This window comes from Pseudarthrobacter sp. W1I19, assembly GCF_030817835.1.
Classification (GTDB): domain Bacteria; phylum Actinomycetota; class Actinomycetes; order Actinomycetales; family Micrococcaceae; genus Arthrobacter.
Map to the genome: position 1 here is coordinate 3,774,230 of NZ_JAUSZR010000001.1, position 19,365 is coordinate 3,793,594.

The 19,365-nt window shown below is 64.0% G+C and carries 16 protein-coding genes; 10 read left to right on the forward strand and 6 right to left on the reverse strand.

Translation table 11 applies throughout. The features are described from left to right. Nucleotides 1-44: 44 nt before the first annotated feature. Together QF038_RS17340 and QF038_RS17345 are read left to right on the forward strand one after the other, a co-directional pair. Nucleotides 45-1,022 (forward strand): RluA family pseudouridine synthase, encoded by a 978-nt coding sequence (locus QF038_RS17340; RefSeq protein ID WP_307613518.1) that lies wholly within the window; start codon nt 45-47, stop codon nt 1,020-1,022. 79 nt (nt 1,023-1,101) lie between these two features. Beyond that, nucleotides 1,102-1,725: a DedA family protein gene (locus tag QF038_RS17345; RefSeq protein ID WP_307611657.1), complete on the forward strand. Its 624-nt coding sequence runs from the start codon at nt 1,102-1,104 to the stop codon at nt 1,723-1,725. Nucleotides 1,726-1,730: 5 nt separating this feature from the next. On the opposite strand, the gene QF038_RS17350 is transcribed toward QF038_RS17345, so the two are convergent. From QF038_RS17350 to QF038_RS17365, 4 genes are all read right to left on the reverse strand, one after another. Further along, a complete protein-coding gene (locus tag QF038_RS17350) occupies nt 1,731-2,036 on the reverse strand; it encodes a hypothetical protein (RefSeq protein WP_307611659.1) in 306 nt (101 codons plus the stop codon). Nucleotides 2,037-2,133: 97 nt separating this feature from the next. After that, nucleotides 2,134-4,944 carry a phosphoenolpyruvate carboxylase gene (gene ppc, locus QF038_RS17355; protein WP_307611661.1) on the reverse strand — a complete coding sequence of 937 codons (2,811 nt, stop codon included), beginning with the start codon at nt 4,942-4,944 and terminating at the stop codon, nt 2,134-2,136. A 114-nt stretch (nt 4,945-5,058) separates the two neighbouring features. Next, nucleotides 5,059-5,601 (reverse strand): hypothetical protein, encoded by a 543-nt coding sequence (locus QF038_RS17360; protein ID WP_307611663.1) that lies wholly within the window; start codon nt 5,599-5,601, stop codon nt 5,059-5,061. A 134-nt stretch (nt 5,602-5,735) separates the two neighbouring features. Further along, the gene (locus QF038_RS17365) at nt 5,736-7,013 is read right to left on the reverse strand and encodes an ROK family transcriptional regulator (RefSeq protein WP_307611665.1); all 1,278 of its coding nucleotides are present in this window, start codon (nt 7,011-7,013) and stop codon (nt 5,736-5,738) included. Between the two features lie 77 nt (nt 7,014-7,090). Between QF038_RS17365 and QF038_RS17370 the strand changes: the two genes are divergently transcribed. The 7 genes from QF038_RS17370 (at nt 7,091) to QF038_RS17400 (ending at nt 15,913) form a co-directional block, all read left to right on the forward strand. Continuing rightward, entirely contained in the window at nt 7,091-8,386 is a 1,296-nt protein-coding gene (locus tag QF038_RS17370) for an ABC transporter substrate-binding protein (RefSeq protein WP_307611667.1), read from the forward strand. Nucleotides 8,387-8,448: 62 nt separating this feature from the next. Then, nucleotides 8,449-9,423, forward strand: coding sequence for a carbohydrate ABC transporter permease (locus QF038_RS17375; RefSeq protein WP_307611670.1), 975 nt, complete (start codon nt 8,449-8,451; stop codon nt 9,421-9,423). Further along, on the forward strand, nt 9,420-10,331 hold the full coding sequence (locus tag QF038_RS17380) for a carbohydrate ABC transporter permease (protein ID WP_307611672.1): 912 nt from the start codon (nt 9,420-9,422) through the stop codon (nt 10,329-10,331). Before QF038_RS17375 ends, QF038_RS17380 begins: the two co-directional genes overlap by 4 nt. Then, nucleotides 10,328-12,052 (forward strand): alpha-glucosidase, encoded by a 1,725-nt coding sequence (locus QF038_RS17385; RefSeq protein ID WP_307611674.1) that lies wholly within the window; start codon nt 10,328-10,330, stop codon nt 12,050-12,052. Before QF038_RS17380 ends, QF038_RS17385 begins: the two co-directional genes overlap by 4 nt. Before the next feature lie 105 nt (nt 12,053-12,157). Further along, nucleotides 12,158-14,080 (forward strand): family 49 glycosyl hydrolase, encoded by a 1,923-nt coding sequence (locus tag QF038_RS17390; RefSeq protein WP_307611676.1) that lies wholly within the window; start codon nt 12,158-12,160, stop codon nt 14,078-14,080. Nucleotides 14,081-14,170: 90 nt separating this feature from the next. Then, the gene (ppgK, locus tag QF038_RS17395; protein WP_307611678.1) at nt 14,171-14,974 is read left to right on the forward strand and encodes a polyphosphate--glucose phosphotransferase; all 804 of its coding nucleotides are present in this window, start codon (nt 14,171-14,173) and stop codon (nt 14,972-14,974) included. Between the two features lie 102 nt (nt 14,975-15,076). After that, nucleotides 15,077-15,913, forward strand: coding sequence for a DUF1684 domain-containing protein (locus QF038_RS17400; protein ID WP_307611680.1), 837 nt, complete (start codon nt 15,077-15,079; stop codon nt 15,911-15,913). A 65-nt stretch (nt 15,914-15,978) separates the two neighbouring features. Here the strand turns inward: QF038_RS17400 and QF038_RS17405 are convergent, their stop codons facing one another. Beyond that, on the reverse strand, nt 15,979-17,184 hold the full coding sequence (locus QF038_RS17405; RefSeq protein WP_307611682.1) for an acyl-CoA dehydrogenase family protein: 1,206 nt from the start codon (nt 17,182-17,184) through the stop codon (nt 15,979-15,981). After that, nucleotides 17,181-17,987, reverse strand: a complete 807-nt coding sequence (locus QF038_RS17410; RefSeq protein WP_307611684.1) for an SDR family NAD(P)-dependent oxidoreductase — start codon at nt 17,985-17,987, stop codon at nt 17,181-17,183. The genes QF038_RS17405 and QF038_RS17410 overlap by 4 nt, the downstream gene beginning before the upstream one ends. 135 nt (nt 17,988-18,122) lie before the next feature. Here QF038_RS17410 and QF038_RS17415 point away from each other — a divergent pair, with 135 nt between their 5' ends. Then, entirely contained in the window at nt 18,123-19,328 is a 1,206-nt protein-coding gene (locus QF038_RS17415; protein WP_307611686.1) for a glycoside hydrolase family 76 protein, read from the forward strand. Nucleotides 19,329-19,365 lie beyond the last annotated feature (37 nt).

Consider the following 19,365-nt stretch of genomic DNA (forward strand, 5'->3'; position numbering starts at 1 on the left):
TGCCAGACCGATGTTTCGGCAGGCACACGTAGAATTGTCCAGTGATGCAATCCCCCCTCCCCGTACGCGACGGCGTGAACGCGACCCGCCTGCGCCTGCCCGGCGAGGGACCGTGGGACACCGCGATGGACTACATGATGCACCGTTGGGGCCACATCGATCCGCAGGGCATCGAGGACAGGTTCGACGCCGGCGAGATCGTTGGCGAGGGCGGCGTTCCCCTGGACCGGGGTACTCCGCTGACGGACCACACCTTCATCTGGTACTACCGCACCCTGCCGCCCGAGACCCGCATCCCCGTGGATCTGTCCGTCCTGCACCAGGACGAGCACCTCCTGGTGGTGGACAAGCCGCACTTCCTCCCCACCACTCCCGGCGGGACCTACATCCAGGAATCCGCCCTGGTGCGGCTGCGCAACCAGCTGGACCTTCCGGACCTGATTCCCATGCACCGGCTGGACCGCATGACCGCAGGGGTGCTGCTCTTCTCCACCAATCCGGAGACCCGCGGAAAGTACCAGGTGCTTTTTGAGAAGCGCCAGGTCCAGAAGGAATACGAGTGCGTGTCTGCAGCCCAGCCGGCGGAGGGGTACCCGGGGGTCGAATTTCCCGTGGTGGTGCGCAACCGGATGACCAAGTCGCGCAGCTACCTGCTCGCCGAAGTGATCGAGGGCGAGCCCAACGCGGAGACGCGGATTGAGCAGCTGGCAACGTTCGACGGCGGCCCTGCAGCGCGTGCCGCGGGCACCGCCACTGCCGGGCCGGTTAAGAGCCCCCGCCGCGCGCTGTACCGGCTGGAGCCGCATACCGGCAAGACCCACCAGCTGCGGGTGCATATGGCCTCACTGGGGCTGGGGATCGTCAACGATGCCTTCTACCCTGACCTGCTGGACAAAGCTCCGGACGATTACACCAAACCCCTGCAGCTCCTGGCCCGGGGCATCCGGTTTGTGGACCCAATGTCAGGGAAACCGGTGGAGTACCGCAGCGGCCTGCAGCTCAGCGAGGCCGCCGGCGCCTGACCTGCGGAAAGGTCCGCTGGACGCACCGCTGCGGTAAATGTGTGGTCCCGGGGGCACCAATCTGCGGTACCTTGTGGCCATGGACTTTGGCAGCGCTGACAGCTGGGGGGCGGCCATCTATTTCTGGATCATCCCCGTCGTGCTGGGCGACGCCATCTTCCCGCCCATCCCGTCCGAAATGGTGGTGATCACCGGCGGAGCGCTGTCCGCGGACGGCAGGGCCAACGTGTTCCTGGTGGCCGCACTGTCCGCCCTGGCGTCCTGGCTGGGCGACATGGTGGTGTTCCAGCTGTTCCGGCGCCGGCTGAGCCACGTCCTTGACCGCTGGAAGTGGGGCCGCCGCGTCCATTCCGGGATCCACGAGGCTCTTGCCAAGGCCGGGCGCTCGTCCACCTACGGCGCCATTATCGGAGCCAGGTTCATTCCCGGCGGACGGCTGGCCACCTCGGCTGCCGCCGGGATCGCGAACGTTTCCGTCCGCGGCTTCAGCCTGTGCGCCGGGCTCGGCGCCCTGTTTTGGGCGTGCTGGCTGGTGGGCCTCGGCTACTTCACCGGCTCGGCCACCGGGCTGCCGTTCTGGGCGAGCTCCCTGATCGGGGTGGCGCTGGGGCTGGTGATCGGCGTCGTCGTCGGAATTATTGTTACGCGGCGCCGCGGCAACCGGTCCCCCGTCGTCGAAGAACCCGAACCGCCCCTGCCGTAACGGTCCTAGAGCGGCATCCAGCGGCCGCGGCTGCGCCGCAGGACGGTAAGGGAACCTGTCAGCGCAACACGTTCGACGGCGTCGCGCATCATGGCTGCCGATTCGACCGCCTGGCGGTTCTCACCGCTGTATTCGGTCGCCTCCACGAGGAAGCGCAGGTTCAGCTGCGGGACGCCGCCGGCAATCTGCAGCTGGTTGGACTCCACGTGGTGCCGTGTTCCCAACGCGTCCACCGCTGCGTCCATCACGGCTTCGGGCGGGTTGCCGGGACGCAGCCCGGTGATCTTCAGGCGGGTCTGGAACGAAGGCATGCCTTCAACCCTACCCACCCCCGTTGCGCTATCACTTCCGGTCGTCAAACAGCGCTGAAGAGGACGATAAGTGATAGCGCAACGGGTGGATATGCCGTTACCCGGTGTTGCGGAGTCCTGCTGCCACGCCGTTCACCGTGATCAGCATGGCCCGCTGGAGGCGTTCATCAATCTCGCCTTCGCTGATGGAGCCGCTTTCGGCCCGTACGCGGCGCAGGAGTTCCACCTGCAGGTAGCTGATCGGATCGAGGTACTGGTCGCGGATCTCGAGGGAGCGCTTCAGCGTAGGCTGGGCGTCCAGGAGCAGGCGCTCACCGGTGAGGTTCTGGACTTCCGCCACGGTCAGCTCATACTCCTCCCGGATGGCCCGGAAGATGTGGTGCAGGCCTTCCGGGACCAAGGTGGACACGTAGTATCCGGCAATGTCCATGTCCGTCTTGGCGAGCGTCATCTCCACGTTGCTCAGCACCGACCGGAAGAAGTGCCAGTTCTCCCACATGTCCACCAGTTGCGCGGCGTTACCGGCCTCGCGGGCAGCCTTGAGCCCGGAGCCCACGCCGAACCAGCCCGGCACGATCTGGCGGGACTGGGTCCAGCCGAACACCCACGGGATGGCACGAAGGCCGCCGAGGCCCGCACCGGAATCCGGACGCTTTGAGGGGCGGGAGCCGATGTTCAGCGAGCCCAGCTGCTCCACCGGCGTGGAGGACAGGAAGTAGGCCGGCAGGTCCGGATCGTCGATCAGCTTCCGGTACCGGTCAAAGGCGGCATCGGAGATGGTTTCCATGACGTGCCCGTACCGTTCGCGCTGGTCCGCGGAGGTCCGCGGATCGCGGTGCAGGGCCGAACCCTGGAGCACTGCTGCGAGGCTCAGTTCAAGGTTTTCGCGGGCCAGTTCGGGCAGCGAGTACTTGTCCGAGATGACTTCGCCCTGCTCGGTGAACTTGATCTCACCTTCCAGGACGCCGTTGGGCTGGGCCAGGATGGCGTCGTAGGTGGGTCCGCCGCCGCGGCCCACGGATCCGCCGCGGCCATGGAACAGGCGCACGCGGACGCCGTGCTTGGCAGCCACGTCCCGCAGCTTGCGCTGGGTCTTGTGGATCTCCCACTGGCTGGTCATCACGCCGGATTCCTTGTTGGAGTCCGAGTAGCCCAGCATGATCTCCTGGACGTCCCCGCGCAGCCGCACCAGTTCGCGGTAGGACGGATCGGACAGCAGCCGGTCCACGATCTCGGCGGAGGCGCGGAGCTCCTCCACCGTTTCCAGCAGCGGCGCGAAGCCTATCTTCGCGTACGGCTTCTCGCCGAACAGGTTCACCAGGCCGGCTTCGCGTGCCAGGACGGCGGCGGCCAGGACGTCGTCCGCGCCCCGGGTCATGGAGATGATGTAGGTCTCGATGACGTCCGGGCCGTACGTGCGCAGGGCACGGCGGATCTCGCGGAAGACGTCGTAGGTGCCGTCAGCGGCGCCGTCGAGCTTAATGGGGTGGCCGGACAGCGGACGGCGGGAGGCAAGCTCGGAGCCGAGGACTTCGAAGCGTTCCTCGCGGCTGAGTTCGGCGTAGCGGAGCCCGGGACCGCCGATCCGGTCCATCAGTTGGCCCACGGCGTCGTGGTGGTGGTCGGCGTGTTCGCGGATGTCCAGGGTGGCCAGGTGCAGGCCGAAGGAGGCGATGGCGCGGCGGACGCGGGCCAGGGCGCCGTCCGCAGCGAGCGACGCCGAGTGGTTGCGCAGCGAGAGTTCCAGCAGTTCGAGGTCCGCCAGGAGTTCGGCGGTGCCGTTGTAGTCCCGGCCGTGCTCGTGGTTGGAGTCTGCGGCGACGCGCTTGCCGGTGTTGATGAGCTTGGCCTTGATGCAGGTGAGCTTCAGCCGGTAGGGCTCCTGCGCGTTCAACTCAAGGACACGGCGGTCCAGGCCCGGCAGCTTTTTCAGGTCCTCGTCGATGGAGTCGAGCAGTTGCTGGTCCGCCCCGGCGAGCGCCGTGGAGTTGGAGAGGATGGAGATCAGTTCGTCGATCATGGCGATGCTGATCCGGACCGCGTGCTGGTTCTGGATCTGGAGGATTTCCCGGGTCACTGCGGCAGTAACGTTGGGGTTGCCGTCGCGGTCGCCGCCGATCCAGGAACCAAACCGGATAGGGGCTTCCTTGGACGCCAGGCTGACGCCGTGTTCGCCCAGCAGTTCGGAGAATTCCGCCAGCATCTCGGGCATGGCGTCGGTGAGGATGCCGCCCAGGTAATAGATGGCGTTCCGGGCCTCGTCCACCGGGGTGGGCCGGACCTGGCGGAGTTCGTCGGTCTGCCACATCTGGTCGATGATTTCAGCCAACTGGCGGTCCTGGCGGCGGCGGGTCGTGGTGCCTTCGGTTGTGGGCTGTGCGAGCACATCCGAAAGCTTGCGGATCTTGTCCAGCACCGAACGGCGGGAGGCCTCGGTGGGGTGGGCAGTGAAAATGGGGCGGACATCAAGCCCGTTCACTACTTCCTGGAGGACACTGGGCCCGGCCTGGGCGGCGATTTCGTTGACCGTTTTGGCCAGCCAGCCGTCTTTCTCCGCACGGGTCCGCAGGCCCCGCACCCGGTGGACCTGCTCGGCGGCATTGGCGAGGTGGAAGTAGAAAGCGAAGGCACGCACCAGGTCCGTGGCCTGCTCGATGGGCAGGGAGCCGAGGAGCTCGCGGACCTGGGCGACGACGTCGTGCGCGCTCCAGGGCCCGGTGGCATCGGCGCCGCCGCGGGCGGCTTCCTTGGATTCCTTCGTAAGGAGGCGGACCTGCTCCACGAGCTCAAGGAGCTCGGGCCCGTGCTGGCGGACCAGGGATTCGCCCAGCAGGGTGGAGACACGGCGGACGTCTGCCCTCAGTTCGGAGGCAAGGTCTGTTTCGGGATGTGCTGCAGTGTGAGCCATGGAAGCAATCTTTCGAGGGTTTCGGGACTTGGCTCGTACACTGCGCTGGATACTGTGAGCCACGTTACTAGCTAAAGATGCTACCCGCAGGGCGGCGTCACCGGGGAATCCGTCTCAGATAATGTCATCTGCCGGGTAACCTACGTGCCGCTTCACACGCTCAAGTTCCGCCCGCAACATTGCCACTTCCCTGCTGCAGGCGCTTAGTTCAGCATGACGACGCCTGGCCGCCCGCATGCTGGCCGCCAGGACCAGGAGGCCCACCGGTATGGACCCTGCAAAAGCCCAGCCGGCCGCCGCGAAAAACTCGAGAGCCACGGGAAGCGCGGACTGGAAGTCCATAAAGCCGTTGACGCCATCGGCCATGTCCCCGAGGGCCCCTTGCAACGGTTTCAGGAAGTCCCCCACCACCGGAGCCTCGGACAGGTTGGGCGGGCGGAGTTCCTGCCCGGCGCGGCCCCACCGCTGGTCACCCACGTGGTTCAGGACGTAAATTCCGGCGCCCACGCTCGCGGCGATAAACACCAGCAAGGCTGCCAGCAGCGCCTGGTCCGGCCGGCGCCCCCGCCACGCAAGCATCGCCGCCCCGCACACGAGGGCAGCGATCCAGGTCAGGGCTTTGAGCCAGTCAGTGCTTATTGCTCCAAGGATGTCCACGCCCACTATTCAACAGTGCGGACAGCCGTAAGGTTGATAACCTCAATGGCGGTGACCCTACGGGTGCTGGCGACTCCACAAAGCCCGTCTTCGTTCCCGTGACCTGCCTTAAAGTTCCCGTGACCTGCCTTAAATCAGGACGTTGATGAGGTCCCGGCGCTTTTCAATCGGCGCTCAGGCGGAGCCGAAATTGCTGGCAGGGTTCCGTGCACAAACGCCTGTATGGCGAGGACGGCCGCCCCGCGGCACCATTGCACGTTATCCTTCGAGGCCAGGACGATCGGAGGCGTTGTCGCGCGGGGATCACGGTCCAAGGCAATACCGGCATCCAGAGCGGGGCGCGCAACTGCGGCGAGTCGGACGCCTTCTCCGGCGATGATGATGCGCTGTGGCAGCGTCAGGTTGCAGATGGCCGCGATGAGCCTGCCTAAGCCGCGTCCGGCGTCGTCGATGACTCGTCTTGCTACGGCATCGCCCTCTGTAGCCAAGTCCAGGGCGCGTTCATAATCCACCTCGCGCCCAAGGGCGTTTGAAATGTGGCGCGCGATGGAATCAGAATTCAAAATACTTGTCGCACAGCCCCGATGGCCTGCAAAACACAGCGGTCCTGTGGGGTCGAGCGGCCAGTGTCCCACGAGGCCGATGCCGTAATCGTCCCCCGTGACAAGGGCGCCGTTGGCCACGAGGCCGAATCCTGTACCGATGCCGAGCGTGACGACGGCGAAGCGGTCATCTTCCTTCCCCTCGCCGAACCAATGTTCATATTCGGTAAAGGCGACAAGATCGTTGTCGATCAGAGTAGGTATCCCCGTTGCTGCTGTCACCATGTCCGCCAGGTCCAGATTGCTCCATCCAAGGAACCTGGCATCGATGACAAACTTCCGGTCTCGAATCAAACCACCGATGCCGATACCGATGCCGCTGATGTCTTTCTCCAGCACCAGACGCTGGGTCAACCCTGCGATTTGCTCAACGACTGCAGCGGGGTCTCGATCCTTAATCATTTCGGTTCGGTGGCTTCTGATCTCACCGCGAAGGTTCGTCTGGGCAGCAATGATCTCGCTTTCGCGGATCTTCATCCCAATGAAATGCCTGGAATCGGCGTCCACGTCCAACAGTCGGGTCGGCCGGCCCACCCGGCCATCGTTGTGCTCCCCCACCTCTCTGAGCAGGCCCTCCTCGATCAGTGGCGTGCTGAGCCGGGTTAACGAACCTGGAGAGAGCTGGAGCCGGCGGGCTATTGCCGCCCTGGAAATCGGCCCCCTGCGCAGAACCTCGATCGCCACGGGAAGCGAGGCGTCCGGGGCCGACCACATTGACTGAGCTTTCACAGAACCATCTTGCCACGACCAATTAGTTCCGTCGCTCAACTTTTCCAGTCGCCACATCCGCATCAGTTCTACTATTGACACTGCTATTAGTTTCGGATCAAAATAATTAACCAAGCCCGCAGACGGGTTTCCCACTTTTAGACCAACGGAGCTCACTGATGTTCATCCAAAACAAACTCTCGCGGCGGGCCTTCGCGGCTCTGGCAACATCCGCGGTCGCGGCACTGGCCCTCTCAGGATGTTCTGCACCGCAGGCCACTTCCGAGGCAAAAACCCTCAAGGTCTGGTGGTGGGAGAACGATGACAGTGCCCTCTCCACCGGCTGGAACCGTGCCATTGAGCTCTTTGAAGAGAAGCACCCGGACGTAAAGGTTGAGTTCGAACTCAAGACCTACGAGCAGATGCAGCAGTCGGGTCAGCTCCTGTTGGACTCCAATGACGCACCCGACGTTTTGGAGTATCTGAAGGGCAATGCCACAGCAGGGGTTGTTTCGCAGGCAGGGTTGTTGACTGACCTCACGGACGTGGCCAAGGAACGCAACTGGGACTTGGACAGCACCGCCCAGGACGTGGGGCTCTACGAAAACGGCGTGATGGGTTCCGGCCAGCGGTACGGCATCACGAACTACGGCGAGTATGTCTCGGTCTGGTACAACAAGGACCTCTTTGCAAAGCAAAACCTGCAGGTTCCCACCTCACTGCCCGAGCTCGAACAGGCCATGGACAAGTTCACGGCAGCGGGAATCACACCACTGGCCCTGGGCTCCCAGGACTACCCCGGCACCCACCTGCTCTATGAACTTGCGCTGGCCAACATGGATAAGAGGGCCTGGTCGGCTTACCAGCAGTTCGAAGGCGACGTTGACTGGAGCGCCTGGGAAAAGGCCGCCCAAACCGTGCAGGACTGGACCGACCGCGGCTATATCAGCAAGGACTCCACCGGAGTCAGCGCCCAGGACGCCGGCAACGCCTTCGCGGCGGGGCAGTACCCCATCTTCGTTTCCGGCACCTGGTGGGCCGGCGGCTTCGCCGATGACATCAAGGACTTCCAGTTCGACCAGTTCCTCTTCCCCGCTACAGACCTGCACCCGGGCTCCGGCGGCAACCTCTGGGTGGTCCCCGAGAAGGCACGCAACAAGGAACTCGCCTACGACTTCATGGAGATCACCATGAGCCCGGAGATCCAAAACCTCCTGGGCAACGAAGGCGCCGTTCCTGTCGCCGCCGATGAAGCAGCCATCACCTCCCCGATCGGCAAGCTCACCACACCTAGGTTCAACGAACTGCTGAACAGCAACGACGGCGGCCTGGGCTGGTACCCCGACTGGCCCGTCCCGGGACTCAACGACGTCCTGGTCGCCCAGACCAGCGACCTGGTCCAGGGCAACATCACTCCGGCCAAGGCCGTGGAAAACATCAAGGCAGCTTACGAACAGGGCAAGCCCAGCAAGTAGGCCCGCCCCCAATATGTGGCGGTGCACCAGACAGGCGCGCCGCCACATGAGAAGGACACATCATGACCGCAGTCACCCCGGCCCCTCCGGCCCCCGCATCCCGGAACACCCCACGCAGAACAGGAACGCCGCGGCGCACTGCACGGGAAACCCCGCTCGGCTATTGGATCTACCTCCTGCCAGGCGCCATCGGCTTCATCGGCATCGTGGCCATCCCGTTCGGCATGAACCTCTACTACAGCCTCACCAGCTGGCGCGGCGTCGGCACCCCCAAGTTCGTCGGCCTGGACAACTACGCACGCCTCGTGGCCGACCCCGCGTTCTGGGCGTCGTTCCTGCACAGCACCGCTTTTATCCTTGCCATGGCCGTTATCCCCACCGCACTGGGCGTCTTCCTGGCCGCTGTCCTCTTTGACTACATCGCTCCCAAGTTCGGTGCCCGCGCCGCCAGCATCCTCCGCGCCATGTTCTACCTCCCGCAGATCCTGCCCATCGTGGTCGCCGGCGTCCTGTGGAAATGGCTGTACCAGCCGCAATACGGGATCATCAACACCGTCCTTGACGGCATGGGCCTGGGCTGGCTGCAGCAGAACTGGTTGGGCGATTCCGACACCGCCATGCTCGCCGTCATGAACGTCCTGATCTGGCTGCAGATCGGCTACACCGTCGTGGTGTTCATGGCCGGACTCTCCCGCGTCGATCCTGCCCTGTACGAGGCGGCCGAGATCGACGGGGCCGGCTGGTTCCAGCGTTTCTGGAGCATCACCGTCCCCCAACTCCGCCCCGAAATCGCCGTCGTCCTGATCACCACGTCCGTGGCAGCCCTGAAGGTCTTCGCCCCGATCTACGTCCTCACCAGAGGCGGGCCCGGGACCAGCACCATCGTCCCGGCCTACTTCTCCTACTCAAACTTCTTCACCACCACACAGGTGGGCTACGGCGCCGCCGTCGCCTCGCTCCTTGCGCTTCTCGTCACCATCATCGCGATCGTGCTGCTGCGCTACCAGACCCGCAACGCCGAGGGATTCGAAAAGTGACCACCACAGCCCCCGCCCCCGACACCGCCCCGGCATCACCGGAACGCCACCACAAAACAGCCCGCACCAACAGGAGCGCCAGGAGCCGGCGCGGCATCAGCGGCTGGACCGTCCTGATTCTGCTGGCCGTGGCCGCGGCACTGATGATCTTCCCCTTCTGGCTGGCCCTGATCAACGCGTTCAAACCCTCCACGGAGTACATCGCCGACGGCCCCATCGGGATCCCCACCGAGCTGGACTTCACCGCGATCATCGACTTCTGGATCGGCGTGAACTTCAACCAGAAACTGCTCAACAGCGTCATCCTCTCCGGCAGCGTCGCCCTGATCGCCGCCAGCTTGAGTCTTCTCAGCGCCTTCGCCATCGGCATCGGCCGGCTCAAGGGCAGGGTATGGATCCTCGCCGTCTTCATGCTCGCCTTCACTATCCCCCAGGAAGCCCTGGTCTACCCGCTCTTCGTCCTCTCCCGGGAACTGAACCTCTACGACAACCTGCTCGGCGTCACCATCATCCTGGCCGTGCTGCAAAGCGCCTTCGGCACCTATATGCTCGCCTCCGTGCTCGGTTCCTTCCCCATGGAAGTCCTCGAGGCCGCACGACTGGACGGAGCCAGCCGCTTCCAGATCCTCCGGATCATCGTCCTGCCCCTCACCCGACCAACCCTGGCCGTACTGGTGACCTTCTTCTTCATCTGGACCTGGAACGACTTCTTCCTCCCCCTGGTCCTGCTGCCCAGCGCTTCAAACCAGACCGTGTCCGTGTCCCTGGGCGCCCTCAGCGGCCAATACACCTCCGACCCCACCGCTCTGGCCGCAGCATCCATGGCCGGCATCCTGCCAGCACTGATCTTCTTCCTTCTCTTCCAGCGCACCCTCATGCGCGGCGTAAACATCGGAGCCATCAAGTGACCCTCCAGCCCGCCCTGCGGCACCCCAGCCTCGGTCCGAACGACGAATGGTGGAAGGCCGCCGTCGTCTACCAGGTCTATCCGCGCAGCTTCGCCGACTCCAACGGCGACGGCATCGGCGACATCCGCGGCATCATCAACCGCCTGGACCACCTTGAAGACCTGGGCATCGACGTCGTCTGGCTCTCCCCCGTCTACGCCTCACCCCAGGACGACAACGGGTACGACATCAGCGACTACTACGCCGTGGACCCCACCTTCGGGACCCTGCAGGACCTCGACGAACTCATCGCTGAACTCCACGCCCGCGGCATGAAACTGGTCATGGACCTCGTGGTCAACCACACCTCCGACGAACACACCTGGTTCCAGGAATCCCGCGCCAGCCGCAGCAGCGCCAAACGTGACTGGTACATCTGGCGCGACCCCCGCGACGGCGCGGAACCGAACAACTGGGGCTCCTTCTTCTCCGGCTCAGCCTGGGAACTGGACCAGAACACCGGGCAATACTTCCTCCACCTCTTCTCCCGGAAACAGCCGGACCTGAACTGGGACAACCCTGAGGTCCGCGCCGCCGTCTACCAAATGATGAACTGGTGGCTGGACCGCGGCATCGATGGCTTCCGCATGGACGTCATCAGCTTCATCTCCAAGCACCCCGACCTTCCCGACGGCCCGGTGCAGGACGGCGCAGCCTGGGGCGACGGGATGCCGTTCTACGGATCCGGGCCGCGGGTCCACGACTACCTCCAGGAAATGCACCGCGAAGTCTTCGCTGACCGGGACGTCGACCTGATGACCGTGGGCGAGATGGTGGACGCCACTCCCGAACTCGCAGGGCTCTACACCGATCAGGCACGGCAGGAACTGGACATGATTTTCCAGTTCGAGCACGTGGGCCTGGATCACGGGACCGGGGGCAAGTTCACCCGCAAGCCCCTGGACCTGGTGGCCGTGAAGCACTCCTTCGCCCGGTGGCAGAAGGCCCTGGCGGACGTTGGCTGGAACAGCCTCTACTGGAACAACCACGACCAGCCCCGCGCCGTCTCCCGCTTCGGCAATGACACCGACTACTGGTACCAGTCCGCAACGGCCCTTGCTACGGTGCTGCACCTGATGCGGGGCACGCCCTACATCTACCAGGGCGAAGAGCTGGGCATGACCAACATGCCGTTTTCCACCGTCGACGACTTCCGGGACCTGGAGAGCCTGAACTACTACCGCGAAGCCCTCGCCGGCAGCGACGGGAGCACGGCCGCCGAACTCCTTGCCGGCATCGCCGTGGGCGGCCGCGACAACGCCCGGACACCCGTGCAGTGGGACGCCACACCGAACGCGGGCTTCACGACCGGCGAGCCATGGATCCCGGTGAACCCCAACCACACCTGGCTCAACGCCGAAGCCCAGAGGACCGACCCCGGCTCCGTATTCGCCTGGTATCGCCGGCTGGTCCGGCTCCGTCACGAAGAGCCTGTCCTGGTCGACGGGCGCTTCATCCTCCTGTACCCGGAGGACCCGCAACTGTTCGCTTACACGCGCACCAACGAGGACACCAGCCTGATGGTCCTGGCCAACTGCTCCGCCGGATCGGTTTCTCTGGGCGCGGAAATCGAAACCGGATGGGCGCATGCGGAAGTTCTACTCAATAACCAGCCTGACGCTAACCCAGCCCAGCAATTGCGGCCCTGGGAGGTGATCGTCCTCCGTAAGCGTCTCAGCTGAGGTAACCCACGGGCCGGCAACCCCGGTACCCACACAACGGAGTGTGCTGCTACTCAGAGGAGCAGTCTCCATGGGCACAACGCCCGATCGACGAGAGGAACTATCATGCCCGGATCAGGGCTGAGGCTACTAGCCAAAACCATCACCATCGCCGCAGCCACCATGCTTGTGGGCAGCGGCACTGCCATCCCGGCCCAGGCCGCCGGCAGCGCTCCGGCTGCCCCGAAGAAATCCGCCGAAGTAAGTACCGTGGACAACGGCAACCTGCACACCTGGTGGCACAACAACGGGGTCTTCAACACCGAAGGCCCCATCGGGGACAACGAGGTGCGGCAGTCCTCGATCTACGACGTCCAGGTCGCCTCAGCCAACCAACCGGAGAAGGCCTACGACGCCTTCACCTACATGAGCATCCCCCGCAGCGGAAAGGACAAGGTCGGCTACACCAAGGAAGACGGCGCGGAGTTCTCCTCCCAGGCCGGCCTGTCCATGAGCTGGTCCAGCTTTGAGTACGCCAAGGACGTCTGGGTGGAGGTCAATCTCAAGACCGGCCAGACCATCACCTCAGCCGACCAGGTCCAGATCCGTCCCAGCAGCTACACCTTCGAAAAGCAGCTCGTGGACGCGGACACCGTGAAAATCAAAGTGCCCTACTCTGACGCCGGCTACCGGTTCTCGTTGGAGTTCGAACCGCAGCTGTACACGGCGTACAACGACATGACCGGGGACAGCGGCAAGCTGACCACCAGCGCCGAGGGCAACCGCGCCATCCACACCGAGCCCCGGAACTCCATGATGATCTTCGCCGAACCGAAACTCCGCGGCGAACAAAAGGAGCGCCTGGTTCCGGCCGAGGAATCAGGAAGTATCCACTACCCGGCCGAAGGTGAGGTGACCAACCTCAACTCAGTTACCGAGGAGATCATCTACTTCAAGCCCGGCACCTACAGCATGGGATCGGACTACCACGCAGTCCTGCCACCCAATGTGAAATGGGTCTACTTGGCACCCGGAGCATACGTAAAGGGTGCTTTCAAGTTCCCTGAAGGCAACCAAGCCCAATACAAAGTCACCGGATACGGGGTCCTTTCCGGCGAGCAATACGTCTACGAGCCAGACACCAGCAACGGCTACAAGGCACTCAACGGAGCATCCAACTGCCACGTCACCTGCGTGAAAATGCTGCAGTTCGAATCCTCCAACGCCGGACAGAAACTCGACCTGCAAGGCGTCACGATCAACGAACCGCCCTATCACTCCTTCGTCGTCTACGCGCACGAAGGAGAAAAAGAGGTGGGCGTGGAGCGCTTCCAAATGAATGTGGAGAACTACAAGCAGGTCGGCAGCTGGTACTGGCAGACCGACGGACTGGAACTCTACGACGGCAGCACCATGAAGAACACCTTCTTCAATTCCAATGACGACGTGCTGAAGATGTACCACAGCGACGTCAGCATCGATAACACCGTGATCTGGAAGAACGAGAACGGACCAGTGGTTCAGTGGGGCTGGACGCCGCGGAACATCGACAACGTGAACGTCACCAACACCTCGGTCATCCATAACCGGATGTACTGGAAGGACGTTAAATACAACACCTGCATCTTCAATTCCTCCTCTCACTGGGAGGATATGGGCTCCACCACCAAGGCGGACCCCAGCACCACGGTCAGGAACATGACGTTCGACAACTTCACTGTAGAGGGCATGACCAACTGCGCCATCCGCGTCTATGCCCTGTCGAACACGGAAAACATCAACATCAAGAATCTCCAGATTGACAGCTGGAACGGACTCGACTGGACCTCGCAGGTCAGCCACCTCAAGCGCTACACCAACCCTGCAGGCGAGAAGGTCACCATGGGCAACGAGGTGACTGACGGCAAGGGCCTCGCGCTGGAAAACTACTCCGTTGGTGGCGAAATCATCGAGAAATCCGCTGGCAATTGGGCCGACTACCTGCCTGGCCGGCTCGGCTTCGATGGCGAGAACTGGGACAGCTGGAACGCCTTCAAGTCCACCCCTTAACCAGACGAAGTACAGCCAGCTTGTGAACAAAAGCGGGCAGCAGCGCAAAAGCTGCTGCCCGCTTCCTTAATCTTGAAAGAACGGAACAGCATGGCCAACACCAACGTCCAGACCGGCTGCTTCATCGGCATTGACATCGGCGGTACCGGCATCAAGGGAGGCATCGTCAATCCCGGGAAGGGCATTCTCGAAGGCAGCTGCATTCGCCTGGCAACACCGCAGCCCGCCACCGCGAACCTGGTGAATGAGGTTGTCTCGCAGATCGTGAACGAACTCGCTGCGGGAAGCAATTCCCTGGACCACTCCTCAACCGTAGGGGTGACTTTCCCCGGTATCGTCCAGCATGGAATATCCAGGTCTGCCGCAAACATGGACAGCAGCTTCATCAACTGTGACATCAACACCCTTTTCGCAGGGCGCCTGGGCCGACCAACTGCCGTTATCAACGACGCCGATGCCGCCGGACTCGCAGAAGCCCGATGTGGTGCCGGCAAACACATCAACGGAACCGTCCTTGTGATCACCCTGGGCACAGGCATCGGCTCAGCCCTGATCTTCGACGGGCAACTTGTACCAAACGCCGAGCTCGGCCACCTTTCCGTAGACGGCTTCGACGCCGAAATCAAAGCCTCCGCTGTCGCCCGGGAACGCGACGGACTCACGTGGAAGGAATATAGTGCCCGGCTCCAGCGCTACTTTTCCGAACTCGAGTTCATATTCTCCCCCGAACTGATCATCGTCGGCGGAGGCATCTCCCAAAGAACAGACGAATACCTGCCCCACCTCAACCTGAGGACGCCGATAGTACCGGCAAGGCTGAAAAACGAAGCAGGCATTGTCGGTGCCGCCTTGCAAGCAGCATCAACCCGCAACGGCATATCTGCTCCGGCCTAGCTCGCATCGAGTTCCGCTAATTCCTCCGCCAGGCAGTTCTCCGGAATGAAAGCCGGTACAGCGCCGTTGTAGCCGAGGCATAACGAACCCCGGAAGGGACCCATGAACACCATTCCAGCCGCCAAGGTGGAGCGCTGGCAGCGCTTCCGCGACAACAGGGACAAGGCGCTGGCCGCCCGCCACGGCTGGCTGACCCTCACCTCCTTCCAGTGGCTTGAAGACTCTCCGGCCGCCGTCGAGATGGTGCCCGGCCTCTGGTCCACGGACGGTACGACGGCGTCACTCACCGCAGTGCCCGCGGACGGTTTGACGCTGGTGGAGACAGGGCAATCGGTGGCTGGGACCATAACGGCGTCCCTCGCCGACGAAGAATCACTGATGTGGGTCCAGTTCGGCGGCAAGGACGGCGCCCAGGTGGTGGTTGAGCTGGCCATGCGGGGCGGCCGCTACGCCATACGGACCAGGGACGCGGAGTCCCCCGTTTTCACGGAATTCCAAGGCGTCCCCACCTACCCGTACAACCCGGACTGGGAAATTGCTGGCCGGTTCGAGCCCTATCCGGAGCCTGTGGAGGTTCCGATCGCCACTGCCAACCCGCTGGTGGACGGCATCCACCGAACCGTGGGCGAAGTTGTGTTCCGTGTGCCGGGCAGTCCGCACGAAATGCGGCTGCAGGCGGAGGAGGAAAAGCTCGGGGCGCTGGCCGTCACGTTCCACGACGAAACCAACGGCGAAACCACGGACGACTGGCGCAAGCTCACCGTGCCCCGGCCGCGGCACGATGCAGCCGGCAACTCAACCGTGGTCCTCGATTTCAACCGGGCCATCAACTACCCCAGCGCTTTTACACCCTATGGAACCTGCCCTATGCCGGTGAAGAACAACTCGCTGGACGTGCGCGTGGAGGCCGGCGAGAGGCAGCCGTACCCCAGTGATTGAACCTTTCGGAAGCGCGGTGATTGAGCCTGTCGAAATCCGGTTTCGACTGGCTCAACCACCGGGCGTCAGACGATCGCCGAAAGCCCCGTGATGGCCCGCCCCACGATCAAGGTGTTGATCTCGAACGATCCCTCGTACGTGTAGATGGCCTCCGCGTCCGAGAAGATCTTCGCCATCCGGTAGTCGGTGACAATGCCGTTTCCGCCCAGGATTGACCTGCCCAGGGCAACCGTCTCGCGCATCCGGGCGCTGAGGTACGACTTGGCCAGTGCCACCTGCGGCATATCGGCGGCGTCGGCGTCCTGCAGCCTGGCCAGCCCGGCCATCATGCCCATGCTGGCCACGGCGTTGCCCAGCATGGTCACAAGCTGCTGCTGGACCAGCTGGAACTGTGCCAGCGGGCGGCCGAATTGATGCCGCTCCACGGCGTACTGCCGGGCGACGTCGAAGGCCGCCAGCTGCTGGCCCACCGTCTGCCACGCCACCATGATGCGCGAGCCGCGCAGCAACTCGTTCGTGTCATCGAAACTGCTGATGGCGGCGAAGCGGTCCTCCTCCGCTACCCGGACGTCGTCGAAGACGATGTCCGCATTCTGCACGGTCCGCAGCGCGATCTTGTTTTCGATCCGCCTCCGGGTGACCCCCGGCAGGGTGGCATCAACAATGAAGCCCCGCACCGAACCGTCCGCCTCATCGCGCGCCCACACCAGCATGTAGTCGCAGAACGTCCCGTTGCCAATCCACCGCTTCGCGCCGTTCAGCACCCAGGTGTCTCCGCCGTCGTCCGCCCTGCCTGTTGCGGAAGAAATCCGCCGTGCGCGCGTCTCCATGCCGCCAGCCACGTCCGAACCATGGTTCGGTTCGGTGAGGGCGAACGCGCCGGTGATCCGCAGGTTTGAGGCGTCGTCCAGCAGCCGCCGCTTCTGGCCGGCGCTGCCGAAGGCGTACAGCGACTCAACGAAGAGATCGTGATGGACCAGGAAGAAGGTGGCAATGGACGTGTCCGCGCGGGTCATCTCGGCGATCACCAGGCCAGCGAACAGGTGGCTGTAGCCGCGCTGCGCAGGGGTGCTCAGCTGCAGGGCCGCGAGTTTGGGCAGGATGTGCGCGGGAAATTCGGCCTTGTTCCACCAGTCGCCGGCAAAAGGTGCGATCTCCGCGGCCAGGAACTCCCGCAGTTCGGCCAGCTTGTCCCGTTCAGCCTGGTTCAGCAGGGATTCGACGGCGAAAAAATCGGCCGACGGTAACACGGCAGTTTTAGGGAGGGTCATTTCGGTCCCATCCGGATGGCGCCGTCCAGCCGGATGGTCTCGCCGTTCAGCATGGCGTTGTCCACAATATGCGCCACGAGGTTCGCGTACTCGGCAGGTTTGCCCAGCCGCGAGGGGTGCGGCACCTGGGCGCCCAGGGAATCCTGGGCTTCCTGCGGCAGGCCCGCCATCATGGGTGTTTCGAAGATTCCCGGCGCTATGGTGACCACCCGCACCAGCGAGCGCGCCAGCTCCCGCGCGATCGGCAACGTCATCGCCGCCACGGCACCTTTGGAAGCCGCGTAGGCTGGCTGGCCGATCTGCCCCTCAAAAGCCGCCACCGAGGCGGTATTGATAATGACGCCGCGTTCCGGCCCGCCCAGCTCCGAAGTGGCCGGCTCGTTGGCCACCATGGCTGCCGCGGCCAGCCGGAGCACGTTGAAGGTCCCCACGAGGTTGACCTGGATGACCCGGTTGAACGCCTCCAGGGGAAGCACGCCTTCCCGGCCCAACACCTTGCCCGGGGTGGCAATGCCTGCGCAGTTCACCACGATGCGGAGCGGGCCCAGCGCCTGGGCGGCGTCGACGGCGGCCTGCACCTGCGCTTCATTGGTGACGTCCGCCGGTACAAAAATGGCGGATTGATCCGTCCCGCCGCCGCCGGCTTTGCCGTCCTTCAGCTCGGAAGCAAACGCTTCACCGGCAGAGGAGGCAAGGTCAACAAGCACCACCGAGGCTCCGGCGTCGAACAGCCTGCGGGCAGTAGCTGCGCCCAGACCCGAGGCACCTCCCGTAATCAACGCAACGCCGCCTGTGACGTCCATACATCCTCCTTGATGCGCGCACGCCCCGGCCGAAGTCCAGGAAGCGTTAGTTAGTGAATGTTAACTGAAATTACCCCTCCCACGCACCATCCGGCGTTGCCCGGCGCTGCCGTGGGCGCGGCTAGGGTGGTTGCCATGACTTCCGCGGATGCTTCCACTCCCGTTGACTGGCACGAAAGAGCCAACGAGGCCGCACGGTCAGTCACAGCGCTCTTTGGCAGGAGGCTGTTCTTCTTGCCGGGCACACATCTTGGTGCCGTTCAGTGGCCCGTCCCCGGCTGGCGCGTCGACGTGAAAGGCAAGCTGCTCCAGCCCTGGCACTACTGGTGGCAGGCCCACTATGTTGACTGCCTGGTGGATGCGGGCCGGCGGGAACTGGGCAGCGGTGCCACCCCTGCCGCAAGGTTCAACGGCCCGGAGCATACCAGCGCCGGCAGGCTCGCTTCCCGGCTGGTGACCGGGATCCGGCTGCGCAACGCCCTGACGTTCGTCAACAATTACTACGACGACATGGCCTGGCTTGCCCTGGCCACCCTCCGGCTGGACACACTCGCGGAGGAGACGCGCCGGCCTGGGCGCCGGCGCAACGAGGCCGTCCGCAGGACGCTCACCCTTCAGTTCGATGCCGCGTGCACCGATGACCTGGGCGGCGGTTCCTATTGGAGCAAGAAACGCGATTTCAAGAACACCCCTGCCACCGCACCCGTCGCCCTCTTCTATGCCCGCACGGGGCAGCGGACCAAGGCGCAGCAGCTGCTGGACTGGCTGGACGCGACCCTCTTCGACAAGGAGCAGGGCCTGTACCTCGACGGTGCCCGGCTGGGCCCGGACGGGAATGTGGTGATCGAGCAGGCCGTCTATACCTACAACCAGGGCCCGGTCCTGGGCGCGCTCCTTGAGCTGGGCGGTGACGCGAACCTTGCCAGGGCAGCTGCACTGGTGGCGGCGGTGGAGCGCCGCCTGACTGTTCCGGCAGGTGAATCAGGCGGGGCCGGGCCGGTCCTTCGCTGTGAAGGAGCGGGCGACGGCGGGCTCTTCACCGGGATCCTGTGCCGGTACCTGGCGCTGGCTGCTGCAGACAGCCGGCTGCCGGCGGGCACTCGGGAAGCAGCGGCGGGGCTGGTCAGGAATACAGCAGCGGCTTTTTGGACCGGACGGCGCCACGTGGACGGCACCGAGGCCGGCAGTCCCGGACATTCTGCAAGCATTTTTTCGATGCATGCGGACCGGGCGGCGGAGCGTTTGTACCCGCCCGGCAACGCCGTGGAACTTTCCACCCAGCTCCAGGCGTGGATGACGCTGGAAGCGGCGGCGTCAGTGGAGCCAAGCTTCCGGAATTAAGTCACGCCATAGTCACGTAATTTTTGAGAGCCTCGTC

Bases quoted from the DNA above. Each gene is read 5' to 3' on its own strand.
- QF038_RS17350 (WP_307611659.1), bottom strand. From the start codon at position 2,036: ATGCCTTCGTTCCAGACCCGCCTGAAGATCACCGGGCTGCGTCCCGGC.
- QF038_RS17415 (WP_307611686.1), top strand. From the start codon at position 18,123: ATGACTTCCGCGGATGCTTCCACTCCCGTTGACTGGCACGAAAGAGCC.
- QF038_RS17410 (WP_307611684.1), bottom strand. From the start codon at position 17,987: ATGGACGTCACAGGCGGCGTTGCGTTGATTACGGGAGGTGCCTCGGGT.
- QF038_RS17340 (WP_307613518.1), top strand. From the start codon at position 45: ATGCAATCCCCCCTCCCCGTACGCGACGGCGTGAACGCGACCCGCCTG.
- QF038_RS17390 (WP_307611676.1), top strand. From the start codon at position 12,158: ATGCCCGGATCAGGGCTGAGGCTACTAGCCAAAACCATCACCATCGCC.
- QF038_RS17375 (WP_307611670.1), top strand. From the start codon at position 8,449: ATGACCGCAGTCACCCCGGCCCCTCCGGCCCCCGCATCCCGGAACACC.
- QF038_RS17345 (WP_307611657.1), top strand. From the start codon at position 1,102: ATGGACTTTGGCAGCGCTGACAGCTGGGGGGCGGCCATCTATTTCTGG.
- ppc (WP_307611661.1), bottom strand. From the start codon at position 4,944: ATGGCTCACACTGCAGCACATCCCGAAACAGACCTTGCCTCCGAACTG.
- QF038_RS17370 (WP_307611667.1), top strand. From the start codon at position 7,091: ATGTTCATCCAAAACAAACTCTCGCGGCGGGCCTTCGCGGCTCTGGCA.
- QF038_RS17405 (WP_307611682.1), bottom strand. From the start codon at position 17,184: ATGACCCTCCCTAAAACTGCCGTGTTACCGTCGGCCGATTTTTTCGCC.
- ppgK (WP_307611678.1), top strand. From the start codon at position 14,171: ATGGCCAACACCAACGTCCAGACCGGCTGCTTCATCGGCATTGACATC.
- QF038_RS17400 (WP_307611680.1), top strand. From the start codon at position 15,077: ATGAACACCATTCCAGCCGCCAAGGTGGAGCGCTGGCAGCGCTTCCGC.